Origin of the sequence: Pseudomonas akapageensis (assembly GCF_011355085.1) — a bacterium.
Taxonomy (GTDB): Bacteria; Pseudomonadota; Gammaproteobacteria; order Pseudomonadales; family Pseudomonadaceae; genus Aquipseudomonas; species Aquipseudomonas akapageensis.
In genome coordinates this window covers 16,968-29,870 of sequence record NZ_VXCP01000017.1, presented here as the reverse complement: position 1 = coordinate 29,870, position 12,903 = coordinate 16,968, and the positions used below count along the sequence as shown (strand labels likewise).

The 12,903-nt window shown below is 58.1% G+C and carries 12 protein-coding genes; 7 read left to right on the top strand and 5 right to left on the bottom strand.

What is annotated here, in order from left to right; translation table 11 throughout:
- Nucleotides 1-123: 123 nt before the first annotated feature.
- Nucleotides 124-345, top strand: a complete 222-nt coding sequence (locus F2S13_RS13620) for a response regulator transcription factor (protein ID WP_166361583.1) — start codon at nucleotides 124-126, stop codon at nucleotides 343-345.
- Nucleotides 346-352: 7 nt separating this feature from the next.
- Complete coding sequence (locus tag F2S13_RS13615) at nucleotides 353-547, top strand: response regulator transcription factor (RefSeq protein ID WP_166361926.1); 195 nt, start codon at nucleotides 353-355, stop codon at nucleotides 545-547.
- Between the two features lie 35 nt (nucleotides 548-582).
- On the opposite strand, the gene F2S13_RS13610 is transcribed toward F2S13_RS13615, so the two are convergent.
- The 4 genes from F2S13_RS13610 to F2S13_RS13595 all read right to left on the bottom strand — a co-directional run bounded on the left by F2S13_RS13610 (nucleotide 583) and on the right by F2S13_RS13595 (nucleotide 5,395).
- A complete protein-coding gene (locus F2S13_RS13610) occupies nucleotides 583-2,175 on the bottom strand; it encodes a GMC family oxidoreductase (RefSeq protein ID WP_178119014.1) in 1,593 nt (530 codons plus the stop codon).
- A gap of 81 nt (nucleotides 2,176-2,256) precedes the next feature.
- Nucleotides 2,257-3,141, bottom strand: a complete 885-nt coding sequence (locus F2S13_RS13605) for a sugar phosphate isomerase/epimerase family protein (protein WP_166361581.1) — start codon at nucleotides 3,139-3,141, stop codon at nucleotides 2,257-2,259.
- Entirely contained in the window at nucleotides 3,128-4,216 is a 1,089-nt protein-coding gene (locus tag F2S13_RS13600) for a glycoside hydrolase family 3 protein (protein WP_166361579.1), read from the bottom strand. Before F2S13_RS13600 ends, F2S13_RS13605 begins: the two co-directional genes overlap by 14 nt.
- 9 nt (nucleotides 4,217-4,225) lie before the next feature.
- Nucleotides 4,226-5,395, bottom strand: a complete 1,170-nt coding sequence (locus F2S13_RS13595) for a Gfo/Idh/MocA family protein (RefSeq protein WP_166361577.1) — start codon at nucleotides 5,393-5,395, stop codon at nucleotides 4,226-4,228.
- A gap of 558 nt (nucleotides 5,396-5,953) precedes the next feature.
- On the opposite strand from F2S13_RS13595, the gene F2S13_RS13590 reads away from it, so the two are divergent.
- On the top strand, nucleotides 5,954-6,820 hold the full coding sequence (locus F2S13_RS13590) for a helix-turn-helix transcriptional regulator (RefSeq protein ID WP_166361575.1): 867 nt from the start codon (nucleotides 5,954-5,956) through the stop codon (nucleotides 6,818-6,820).
- Nucleotides 6,821-6,867: 47 nt separating this feature from the next.
- Here F2S13_RS13590 and F2S13_RS13585 read toward each other — a convergent pair whose 3' ends face one another.
- Nucleotides 6,868-8,076 carry a thiamine pyrophosphate-dependent enzyme gene (locus F2S13_RS13585; protein WP_166361573.1) on the bottom strand — a complete coding sequence of 403 codons (1,209 nt, stop codon included), beginning with the start codon at nucleotides 8,074-8,076 and terminating at the stop codon, nucleotides 6,868-6,870.
- Between the two features lie 472 nt (nucleotides 8,077-8,548).
- Between F2S13_RS13585 and F2S13_RS13580 the strand changes: the two genes are divergently transcribed.
- The 4 genes from F2S13_RS13580 to F2S13_RS13565 all read left to right on the top strand — a co-directional run bounded on the left by F2S13_RS13580 (nucleotide 8,549) and on the right by F2S13_RS13565 (nucleotide 12,775).
- Complete coding sequence (locus F2S13_RS13580; protein ID WP_166361571.1) at nucleotides 8,549-9,709, top strand: ABC transporter substrate-binding protein; 1,161 nt, start codon at nucleotides 8,549-8,551, stop codon at nucleotides 9,707-9,709.
- Between the two features lie 221 nt (nucleotides 9,710-9,930).
- Nucleotides 9,931-10,866, top strand: a complete 936-nt coding sequence (locus F2S13_RS13575; RefSeq protein WP_166361569.1) for an ABC transporter permease — start codon at nucleotides 9,931-9,933, stop codon at nucleotides 10,864-10,866.
- Between the two features lie 38 nt (nucleotides 10,867-10,904).
- On the top strand, nucleotides 10,905-11,696 hold the full coding sequence (locus tag F2S13_RS13570; RefSeq protein WP_166361567.1) for an ABC transporter permease: 792 nt from the start codon (nucleotides 10,905-10,907) through the stop codon (nucleotides 11,694-11,696).
- Nucleotides 11,697-11,701: 5 nt separating this feature from the next.
- Entirely contained in the window at nucleotides 11,702-12,775 is a 1,074-nt protein-coding gene (locus tag F2S13_RS13565; protein WP_166361565.1) for an ABC transporter ATP-binding protein, read from the top strand.
- Nucleotides 12,776-12,903: the final 128 nt, after the last annotated feature.

Genomic DNA, 12,903 nt, shown 5'->3' with positions numbered 1-12,903 from the left:
TTCGGCAAATGCGGTATTGATCACGATATGGGAGGACGTGGTTTGACAGCCCATCGGCTGTTCCTAGGCTTCGCCTTGCAGGTCTCACGGTGAACGGAAAACCACGACAGGAACGTCAATGGAATGGAAATGCACCTGACCGTCCAGGAGGTTCGAGTCTTGTCGTTGATCGCCCAAGGGCTCACGGACCGCGAGATTGCTGCCCGGCTCTCGGTGGCTTTTTCTACGGCCCGCAAGCACCGGGAGAACCTGTTGAGAAAACTGCAGGCGAAAAAATCCACGGCGCTGGTGGCTCACCATTTCGCCCTGATGCAATTCCAATCAGAAAGGCGCCTGCCCCGATGACTCACCGCTGTCGTCACGTGAACATGACGTGCTCCACCTGCTCGCCCAAGGCCTGAGCGACAAACAGGTGGCGCGACAGCTTGGCATCAGCGACCTGACGGCCCGCAAACACCGCACCAACATGCTCAGGAAAACCAATGCACGCAATCTATGCGCTTTGCTGTACCGGGCCATCCTGAGCGGCTGGCTGGCGTACGCATGACCACTATGCGCAGTATGCCCCCCTGACCAGAAGGTTTACTGGCCCTGCCTGCCACGAATCATGTCGGCAGCTTTCTCGCCAATCATGATGCACACCGAGTTCGGGTTTCCGGATATCAGCGTGGGCATGATCGAAGCATCAGCGACCCTCAAGCCTTCGATCCCGTGAACGCGCAGATCCGGCCCTACCACAGAGTTCTCATCGACCCCCATCCGACAGGTCCCCGACGGATGCAGCGCAGCGTGGGCTTCCTGATGGCAGAATTTTTTCATGGCGTCACGGGTCCTGACCACACCATCGGGTACGTGACGCCTGGCCACGAACGGTTTGAAGGCCGGTTGCGACATGATTTCTTCGCCCACCATGCAACCGTCGACCAGGCTCTCGATATCGTAAGGATCGGAGAAGTAATTCGGCACGATTCTCGGCGTGGCCATTGGATCGGGCGAATGAAGCTCTACATAGCCCCGTGACCTTGGCCTGATCTGCCCCAGATTCAAGGTGCAGCCATTGCCGCCTGGTACCGAGTCAACGCCTTCCTCGATGCCCGCCCCTACCACCATGAAATACTGGATATCCGGTGTCGCTGCCGCCTTGTCGCCCCACCAGAACGCCCCGCCCTCGATCAGGTTGGATGCGGCCGGGCCTTGCCTGAACAAGGCATACTGCAGCCCCGCCATGGCCTTCCAGTGCGGTTTTTTGTACTTGTCATAGCTGTGAGGGCCGGTGAGCTCGTAAATCAACGAGATCTCGATGTGGTCCTGCAGGTTCTGACCGACACCGGGCAGATCCTGAACGACAGGGATTCCCTGTTTCTTCAGGTGAGCCGCCGGGCCGATACCCGAAAGCATGAGCAAGCGCGGAGAGTTGATCGCGCCCGCCGACAGAATCACTTCCTTTTCGGCGAAAAGTTCCCGGCGCTTGCCGTTCTCGATGTATTCAACTCCTCGCGCCCTGTTTCCTTCCATCAAGATCCGGGTGACGCGGCAAGCCGTTCTTACCTTTAGGTTTTTTCGTGATTTGGCCGGTCCCAGGTAGGCGACCGCTGCACTGCTGCGAAAGCCATTCCTGGCCGTGATCTGGTAGAGGCCACAGCCGGCTGGATCACCGGAGTTGAAGTCCTCGTTATAGGGTAATCCATACTGCTGGCATGCCTGCAGCCAGACCTTGGTCAGCGGATGAATGTTGATGGGGTCCGAGACGCCGAGCGGACCACCGACGGCATGCACCTCATTGCAAAAACGCTCGTTGTGCTCGGCTTTCTTGAAGTACGGCAGCACGTCCTGGTATGACCAGCCTTTGGCGCCCTGCTCGGCCCAACCATCGTAGTCGGACGGAACACCACGGATGTAGATCATCGCATTGACCGAGCTGCCGCCTCCCAGCACGCTTGCCTGCACCATGGTCGGGGAGTCGGTACGCTCCTGTTCTGCGGTCGGCTCCCAGGGGTAGCGCTTGAGCAAAGGACCTTGCGCCGTTTTGTAGTAAGCGCCGGGGATATGGATATACGGACTGCTGTCTCGCGGCCCTTCCTCGAACAGGACGACCGATGCAGTTGAATCTTCGCTGAGCCTCGAGGCGATTGTACAGCCCGTGGAGCCTCCGCCGATGACGATGAAATCGACCATTGCGATCATTGACCTTTATTTGAACTATCAACACTGCAATCCCCTGAACGGAGATCACCCAGTCATTCACTTGAAGTCGGCTCAGTTTCGAACGAGACGCTCGAGCAAGCCCTTCAAGTCCTTTGCCACCGCATAACTGTTTTGTTGTTGCTGCTTCTTGCAGAAAAGCTCGCAGCTCCACCAACCGTCATAGCCGGTGGCCTTGACCGCATCCGTCCACTCGCGCAGGTCCAATACGCCACTGCCTGTCGGCACGTCCCTGAGTATTTCTTCATTGGGGATGCCGCCCTCGAACTGCAGCGAATCGCACACATGCACGCCGTAGATCACGTCCTTGTTCATCCGGGCAACCACCTCGGGCGTTACCCCCGAGGTGTAGCAATGCCAGTAATCGATGACCATCCTGACGTTGCTGCGCTCGGCACGGTCCAACAGTTGCAGTTGCTGCTCGATGCTGTTCAACGGGGTCCAGGACAATGCCTCGAGGTACAAGAGCAGGCCAAAGTCCTTTGCCATATCCGCCAGCAACCGAAGATTCCCGGCAGTCAACGCGGACTGCTCGGCCTCGGTATGCCCCAGCAGGCCCGCGTAATGAGAGGTTCGACCTTGTTGCCGATAATCGATGACCGCTTGCACATTGATAGGGCCGGTCAGTACCTGCACGCCCTTGGCCCCTGCCAGACTGGCCAGGGTGAACAGCCTATGCGCTTCTTTCAGAAGGTCGCCGGTTGCGCTCCCCTGCCGTTCAATATCGCGCAGGTAGCCGATACCTGTAACGGTGACGTCACTCAGCAGCGCCTTGAGCTCCTGCTCGCTGTGACCTGCGGCCAAATAGCCTTCCAATTTGCCACTGTTGATTTCAAGGGCATCGAAACCCGTATCCCTTGCGATGTCGATGTCCATCGCCAAGGTCGAGTACCTGGCGACAGTCGAGTGCAGGGCCAGAATATTTTTAGAGGATTCCATATTTCGCTCCTGCACCTTCCGGCGCAAAGGGAATGGTTGTGGGGCAATCGTTTTGATCTGCGTCTTTGCCGACAGCCTCGGCCAATGCACGAACCTTCCCGGACGCAGCCAGCAGGACCTGCCGCTGCAACCGGCCCTGTTCAACAGCAGCCACGATGGAATCGGCAAGGGGATCAAGCCCGGCCTCACTCGATACCAGCAACAAATGCGCCCCAGCGGCCAGTGATGCGATAGCGGTATCGCTAATGGAATTGCCACGCAGGATGGAGGCCGCATCCAGGTCGTCGGAGATGATCAAGCCGTCGAATCCCAGGGTGTCACGCAGCAGGCCTATGACCTTTGCCGAAGTCGAAGCGGACTGATCCGGATCGATAGCGGGAAAAACGGCCGGCCCCGGCATGATCGCTTTGACACCGGTTGCGATCACTTGCTTGAAGACCTCCAGCCCCTCCTGAAGACTCTCGATCGAGCCGGGGACCACCGCTTCAGCGAGCGCAGGATCATTTTCCGTAACGTAATGCCCCGGGAAGTGCTTGGCCGTGGCTATGACGCCAGCCCGCTGCACGCCGCGAATGTAGGCGCATGAAACCCGGCTGACTTCGGCGGGGTCCGAGCCCAGGTGGCGGTTGTGCAACCAGGGATTGGCGCCGCTCACCACATCGACGATGGGGGCCAGGAACAGGTTTATCCCCATGCCCCGTGCGGCACTGGCCATTGCAAAACAGTTCGCTTCGATTTCTTCAGCACTGAGATCCTTGAGTGCTTCTCGGGACGGCATTTCAGGTACCAATTGGTGCAGGCGTTCAATGCCGCCAAGCTCCTGATCGACAGCAATCAATACGTTTGAGCCGGCGTACGAGGCGGCTTGCTGGGCGACGCGTTTGAAGTGCTCTTGTGTTTCGCTGCGCCTGCGCTCCGGGCTCATGCTTCTTGCAACATATTCCTCACGGGTTTCTCCCAGCAAAACGGAGGCTCCGCCGCGGCTCAAAAACCGGCGCACGCTTTCATCCAGCGCCAGCCCGGAAAAGGCCGGTAGGAGTACCGAATAGGCAGCTCTGTGAAGTTCGTTTGACATCGACTTGCCTCAAGTTGGTGGAAACGGCAGCCAGGCGCGCCTTGCATTGGACTCGACGCAAACCTGCGACAGGAACACACCACGCACACCGTCATGAATATCGGGGAGCGGCACTCGGGTTGCCGATCGCCAGTGCTGCCCGGCGTCGAGTGCCTCGGCGAAGTCGGCATACAACACCGCGAGCGCTTCCAGGTAACCCTCGGTATTGCCGGCGGGCAAACTGGTGAACTCGAGTGTCTGGGGGACGTTATCGCCCTGCCCCCGGCGGTAGATGCGATCCGCCGCATCTATGGGTGTGAACAGCAGCGTCTCGGGCGCCTCCTGGCGCCACTCGATCGACGCCTTGCTGCCGACGATCTTGAAGCGCAGCCCATTGCGGTGCCCGGGCGCGGCGAAACTCGCCCACAGCAAGCCATCCACACCACCCTCGAATTCGAGTTGAACCACACAGGTGTCGTCCAGCCCCCAATCCGGTACGACGGTGGTCAGCTTGGCGTTCAGATTTGTGCAGCGTTTGCCAGAGAGAAACTCCAGCATATTGAATGCATGGGTACCGACATCGCCCAGCGCACCTGTGGGGCCGGCCTTGGCGGGGTCGCCGCGCCAGGCCAGGCTCTTGTTCAGCGTGGCGACGCCTGGGGCAAGCCATTCGAGCAGATACTCGACATACATGAAGCGGATTTCGCCAAGCTCCCCAGCCAGGACTCGACTGCGGGCGTCCCTGACCATCGGATACCCCTGATAGGTGTAGGTCACCGCGAAAAAGGTATTTTGTCGCTCGGCAATGCGTGCGAGCGTATGGGCCTGCTCGGGGTCGTTCACCAGGGGTTTATCGCAAATGACCGGTATGCCTGCTTCGAGAAAAAGCCGGCAGGGCTCGAAATGCAGGTGGTTCGGGGTGACGATGACAACGACGTCGATGGGATCCGGGCGTTGTGATTCCACTGCCGCCATTTCTTCAAAAGTTGAATAGATCCGGTCCTTGGCAATATTCAACGCCGTGCCGGCTTCCAGACACTTTTCAGGAACGGAAGAAAAAGCGCCAGCCACGATATCGAAGCGATTGCACAGACGCATGGCGGCGCGATGAAAACTGGCGAAGTACGCACCTTGCCCACCGCCGACCATAGCGGCCTTGAATCGCCTTTTTCCGGGAATGTCGCCGGTTAATCGTGCCATTTCTGAACCGCTCCAAAATCAGGACAATCAAATCGCACTATAAAACTCGAGCAGGTCTTATTTGCCGACACAACCAACCAATAAAACTGTATCGCCGCTCAAACCTTTAAGCTTGACGTTAATAAAGTTCGCGCTCCAATACTCCAGGGCAAAAAAAAGAGACCGGCAAATGTATTAAAAACTCTCTATTGGATTGAGTATCAGCCCACGACCGCCATTGCACAATTTCGCAGATCCGCTCGCAGATGACGCAGACTGACGCACTCCAATGAAAAGGGGCCCTCGGACGTTCAGCAGCGCCCCGCAAACCCAAGCGATTGCCCGAGTTGCAAGGCACCGCCGTCCACACCCCTGCCGCTTGCCGGTGTGCCAAAACCTCAAAAAGCGCTTACAATTTGACGCACGGGCCCGGCTCCACGATGGTGAACCCCTTATTTTTTTTATATGCTGTAAATCACCTGAAGCGCAGCTGGGAATAACTACTATATAACCGCCCTTGTGCAAGCTCATGGATTGTAATCAAGATACAGAATGCACCGCTGAGGAGATCTGACTGTCATGCCTACAACTGCTTCAACTTCGCATCCTGAGCGCCAACAGATCCGCAGCGAACTGCAAGTCAACGTTCAAAAAAACTTGAGTACATTGGTCGACTCCTGCCGATCCGTTGCGGACATGTGCCGAAAAGTCGATGTCAACCGGCAGCAATTCAACAAGTATCTGGTTGGGCAACACGTTCCCTCGCAGAAGATCCTGCAAAAGATTGGCCGATACTTCATGATGGAGGCGGAAGATCTTTTCCGGCCACCTGCCGAGTTCAAGAAGTTCTATGAGGGGTTTGAAAACGAGTTACCGACGGACTTGCGTGCCTCGACGCAATTCAATCACTTCCTGCCCTTGGCCAAAAGTTCGGCCGACCTGCTCGAAGATTATCTGGGCGTGTATTACCGCTACCACAACTCGTCTATCTACAAAGGGCGCATCCTGCGCTCCGTGACTTGTCTGTACCGCGCCGAGTCCATGGTGCAGTACGTCACCGTAGAGCGCTTTCCGCTGCTCGATGGCAGCGGAAAAATCGGTTACTCGTTCACCTATCACGGCTTCTGCCTGCTGCTGGGTGATCGGCTGTTCATGGTGGACTTCGAAGGCAAGCAGCGCAACGAAATGACCTTTTCGATCCTGACGCCGCAACACAGAAGACCGATCCGCTTTCTGTATGGCCTGGTGACAGGCGTCGCGTCCTCGTCGTTTCGTCAGCCGTTTTCCACGCGCATGGCGCTGGGGCTCGTCGACAAAGGCAAGATCCGCAAACAGCACTTGCGCAACGCAACGGTTCTGCTTCCCAGCGACTTGTCCTTGCCACTGGAAGTACGTGAGTACATGACCGGAGACAACGCTTCGATCATTTGGGGTGGCCAGGCCTGATCAATCGTCAGGCCCATGGCGTTCGGGCCCGACACTGTGCGTGGTGGCTAGGCGCTGCTTTCGCTAGGCACCTCGCGCGCGGTGATGATTTCCACCAGCGCAGGGCCTGTGCTGTTGAGTGCCTTGTTCAGGGTGACGTGCAATTGCGAAGCATGTTCAACCCGCCAGGCTTCGAGCCCGAAGCTTTTGGCTATCACGGCAAAGTCCGGAGAATAAGGCTTGCCGTCGGGCAGGTTGAAACCAATGCCGGGATGATGCTCGGCAGCTGCCGATCGCACGTCGCTCAGGGACGTATATCCGCTGTTGTTGAAGACCATGAAGACGACCGGGATGGTGTGCATCATGCATACCGCCATCTCTTGCATCGACTGCAGGAAGTCGGCATCACTTACAACGCACACGACCTGGCGTGCCGGCATGGCAAGCCTGGCACCGATGGCCGCCGGTACTGCCCAGCCAACGGCGTCGACGCTGCCCGCGCACAGTTGGCTTCTGGGCAGGAACACGGGAAACAGCTGACGAACCGCAGCATGAATGCTTCCCGCACCGACGACCAGAATCGCATCCCGGTCCAGGACCTGCCGTAACTCGGCCAACGGGCGCTGCGCGACCAGTGGGGACGCATCGCTGCGCCAGTCTTCGCTCAAGTGGAATGCGCATTCCTCGCGCGCCATGCAAAGCGCTCCTGAAGTGCGATCGTTCGAAGCAGGTTCAGGAACCGCGGGCGTATTGAAGATGCGCGTCGGGGCTGGAATACCTGCAACCTCGAGCAACTCCTTTTGTATGCACACCGGAATGCCCACATTGACCGGGCCTGCCCGGCCGCTGAGCATCGCATCGAACGCGTGGTGAATGCCCTCTGAAAGTGTCTCGATCGAAGCAATGCAAAACCGGTCCTTGCCAACCCTGGACGGCTTCGAACTCACCGCGTCCGGAGCATCATCCGGCTCCCCGCCACTGATCACCAGTGCAGCCGAGCCATCTGCCAACGCAGTCGCTATCGCGCCCAACGCCCTGGACTGGCTCAACGGGGTTGGCAGCAATGCCGCCATGGGCCGCCCACACGCACGGAAATAGCCGTCGGCCATATGCACGGCACTCTGCTCTTGCATGACCTGTATGAATGGAATTTCGGTACCGCGAGCGTACAGCGCATCGACCAGCGCCCGCGAACCGTACCCGGGGATTCCGGCGACGTAATGGACGCCGTGCGCCTTAAGCGCCTTTGCAACTATCTGGCTACCGGAAAGCTTCACAGAGAACTCCAATCAGGCAGAGGGCTGGCCAAGGTTCGAGTATTGGCCGGTGAGCGCCTCGACTCAATTTCGCACCCACGGCAAAAGCGACGCACCTTGACGCATTTTTCTGGCGTCCACCGGGTGCGCCGCTTAGGTCACATGAATGCGTCAGAGTGCGTCGCTTTTCAAAGCGGTGCGAAATTGAGTGCATTGGCAGCCGAGCCAATACTCAAGCCATGAAAACAACAAGCCGAGCCTATCAAGCGCTGGGCGCGATCAAGGGAGCCGATACTGTGCAAGTACCCGGACTCCACGCGCAGCCCAGCCACAGAAGAGTCAATCGGAACCGTGGAAGCGCAACGCGCACGCTGTCTGCCAACCAGCACAGTGCCGCACGCCGCTCCAGCAGGAAGGACACCATGCTGGCCATAACACTGCCGATGTACAGAGTCGTTAATTGCTTGAACACCACCCTAGGCAGGAACTCAGAATGAAAAAAGAATCAGAGATGGGTTATGGATCATCCGGCGTCGATCTGCTGGAGTCGATAACAATGAAGCGGCGTACATTCTTGCTGGGCGCTGCAGCCTCGGCAGCCGGGCTGTACATCGGCTCGTTCGCACCGGGTGTAATGGCTGCCGACGGGCATCTGGAGATTCTGGGCTGGGAAGGTGAGACCGGCGACGCCGAATTGGCCGACTGGCGCAAAAACCGTGGCATCACCGTGCGCTCCAGCTATGCGAGCACCCAGGATGACATTACCGCGCGCCTGGCCGGGACCGATCCGGTTCAGTTGGACCTGACGATGTATGCACTGGGTTATGAAACCATTTACAAGGAAATGGACATTCTGACCCCGATCGACACCAGCAGGATTCCCAACTATTCACCTGACAGCACCATCCCGCTGTTCTACAAAGGCAACCGCTGGTACTGGGACGGCAAGCAATGGGGCATTCCACTGTTGTGGGGCATGAACACCATTGTCTACAACGTCAAGAATGTGAAAAAACCCAAGGTCTACAAGGACCTGCTGGATCCCAAGTTGAAAGGCAAGTTGACCTTCGTCGATGACGGCCTTTCTACCTGGTCGATCATTGCCATCATTGCAGGCTATGGCGACAAGTTTCCTAACCTGACCCGCGCCGAGTTCGATGACGCCTTTGAAAAGCTCAAGCCTTACCGGGATCAATGCCGGGTCTTCGCCTCCTCGGCAGGTGACGCGGTCTCGCTGCTGGCGTCCGGAGAAGTGGATGCGGTGTTCTCGCTTTCCGCGTTCGCCCCGACCGAAACGGCCAAGCGTGGGGTAGAGACGGCCCTTTCCGTTCCCGAGGAAGGCGCAGCGCTCTGGTGTGACGCGTTGTTCATTCCCAAGACGGCCAAAGACGTGCCGTTGGCGCTGGAGTTCATCAACAAGGTACTTGAGCCGGAAACCCAGGCAAAAATGGCGACGACCATGTTCTCCGCCGTCACCAATCAAAAAGCCATCCCCCTGCTGCCTCCCGCACTGCGAGAGACGTTCGACTACAACAACCTCGACAGCTTCTTCCAGAAGTCGAAATTGTACGGCCAGCCCCCGCTGAGTTCCGACAAGTACGTCACCTATGCTGAATGGGTGGATCAGTGGGCGAACTTCAAGGGTTCGTTCTGAGCCACAAGGCCCGGCGATCCGCTCGTTATATACCGCGCATGAGGCGACCGCAAAACAGGCGTCGCCCCTGCATGCGCCCTTTACAGCCTGAAGGATGCGATGCGGTTGGCGCACGATGCGCTGTTACCTGGTGAATGCCCATGTTGTCGCCAGTCAGGCATGCCCGTTAGTGCGCCAAGAACCTCATCCTCAACACGAATAAAAGCAAAGGCAAGGTAGACATGAACGCTGTCAATCAAAGCAAGCCCGTTGTCGTGGGCGCTGAGGCCTCGGTGCCGATAAAGACCGTGAGTATTGATAAGAAGGCTCTCTCGGGCTATTTGCTGGCCACCCCGCCTCTGCTCTTCCTGATCATATTTTTTCTGGTGCCGTCCATCCTACTGTTTGTCGCCAGCTTCTGGACGTCGAAAACCTTCACGATGATTCCGGCCGCAACCATCGCCAACTATGCACGCACCTTGAGTGCCAGCGGCTTCTATGACTCGCTGTGGATCTCGATGCAAAACGGCTTCTGGACCGCAACCCTGTCGACGGTCATCAGCGCGCCGGTGGCTTACTACATTGTCTACAAGACCCGTTCGAACGCGGTTTTGTACCTTGCCCTGGTGTCATGGTTTTCCAGTTACCTGGTACGGGTTTATGCCTGGCGCACGATTCTCGGTACCACCGGTGTCATCAACTCGACCCTGCAACAGTTCGGCATCATCGATCAGCCGCTGGAGTGGCTGGTGTTCAGCAAGTTCTCGGTGATCATTACCCTGGTCCACATCATGTTGCCGTTCACCCTGCTGCTGTTGGTCTCCGGGTTGCGGGACATCAAGAAGGACTACCTGGAAGCATCGGCGGATCTTGGTGGCGGCGGTTTCACGACCTTGTGGAAAGTCATTATCCCAATGGCTCACAAGAGCATCGTCAGTTCGTTCATGTTCACCTTCGTATTGGCCGCCAGTGACTACATCACGCCACAACTGCTGGGTGGCCGGGACGCAATGACCACCGGCCTGTTGATCGCCAACCAGTTCCGCTCCGTAGGCAACTGGCCGCTGGGCGCGGCAATGGCCTACCTGCTGCTGGCCGTTTTCATGCTGGTCTACGCCACATTGCTCGGTGTGCTTCGGGCCGCCAACCTGGCGCCCGGCAAACGCTATCACGACTGATATGACTGCAGAAAACAGAGCCCCTGAGGTGTTCCGCCATGATTAGATTATTCACCTACATATACATGCTCTTCCTTTATGCGCCCGTTGCGCTGATCGTGTTGTTCAGCTTCCACTCCTCGCCGTCGCTGTCGTTCCCGTTCGAGGGGTTCTCCATGCGCTGGTACGAGCAACTACTCGGCAGCTATGACTTCATGACGGCGCTGCGCAACAGTGCCATCGTGGGCGGCGCTTCGGCTGTCCTGACGACGATCCTGGGCACCTTTTCGGCGCTGGCCCTGATGCGGATGAAGGGGCGTTTCAAGTCGATATTTGCCTTCCTCAACTTCGCGCCGATCGCCCTGCCCGGCCTGTTCCTGGGCATCGCCCTGGTGATTCTGTTTTCCCTGATCGGCTTGCCCCGTTCGCTGCTGACCGTGATCATCGGCCACACCCTGTTCACCTTCCCGTTCTTTGTCGAGTCCGTGCGTTCGCGCCTGGAGTATTTCGATCTTTCGTACGAGGAAGCGGCTCGCGACCTTGGTGCCTCGCCTCTCAAGGCTTTCTGGTTGGTCACCTTGCCAATCATCGGCCCAACCATCGCCGGTGCCGCCATCCTGGCCATTGCACTGTCGCTTGACGAGTTCCTGATCACCATTTTCGTCACCGGCAGCGAGACCACACTGCCGCTGTTGATCCTGTCGATGATTCGCCGGGCCGTTGACCCGAGCATCAATGCCGCGTCGGTGTTCATGCTCACTCTTACCATCGCCATTATTGCCATTGCCGGCCTGGTCATGACCATGCGCCGCCGCCGTCTTGAACTTGAACGCGCTGAACCTGCGGAGTAACTACCATGACCAACAGCATTGAATTGACCGGCATTTCCAAGAGTTACGGCAGCCTGACTGCGCTGGGCAAAGTGGACCTGACGGTAAAGCGTAACGAGATCCTGACCCTGCTCGGCCCAAGCGGCTGTGGCAAGACCACCCTGATGCGTATCATCGCCGGCTTCGAACAGCCCACCACCGGCAAAGTGGTGATCGATGGCAAGGACTCAACCTCGCTTGCGCCTGAGCAACGGCCGGTCAACATGGTGTTCCAGAAGTACGCCCTGTTCCCCCATCTCGACGTCTTCGACAACGTCGCCTTCGGCCTGCGTTTGAAGAAAACACCGAAGGATGTGATCAAGCGCGAGGTGATCAAGGCACTGGAGCTGGTGCAGCTGGAAACCTACAAGAACCGCTGGATTTCCGAACTCAGCGGCGGCCAGGCACAACGTGTCGCACTGGCACGGGCATTGGTCAACCGGCCGGCCGTGCTGTTGCTCGACGAGCCGCTGGCGGCGCTCGACCTGAAGATCCGCCACCACATGCTCAACGAAATCAAACGCATCCACGAGGAAACCTCGACCACCTTCGTTTACGTCACCCACGACCAGGACGAAGCCATGATCCTGTCCGACCGGGTGGTGCTGCTGAACAAGGGCGGCATCGAACAGATCGGGGGGCCGGAAGAGATGTACTGGTCGCCCCGCACGCTGTTCGCCGCCAAGTTCTTCGGTGATACCAACATCGTTGGCGGGACCTACGGCGCCAGTACCGGCGAGGGTCAGATCCAACTGCCCTTCGGTCGTTTTGCTCACGCGCCCAAGGTCGCCCTGCAAGCGGGACCGGTCAATGTCTCCATTCGCCCGGAAACGCTGAGCCTGGCGCCTGCCCACGGCCATCTGGCCGAAGGCGAATTCCTGGGTAAAGTGAAAGACACCTCGTTCATCGGCAACCGGGTGATTTACCGGGTAGCTGTGGCCGGCGGAACCCTTGACCTCAAGTGCCAACAGTTACCCACTCCCGGTAGCCACACGCTGCCGCCAGGTGCTGACGTTTCGCTCAAATGCAAACCCGAAAGCTTCGTGGTACTGCCGGCGTGAGCTTCAGCCAAGGCTGATTGATAGAGAGCAATCGCACTATCCGCGCCGGGTCATCCCGGCGCTTTTTTTGGCTCATCGCAAGTTAGTGTGAAACAGAAGGGAGCTACGCTGGTGGGAGCGGCCCCGGC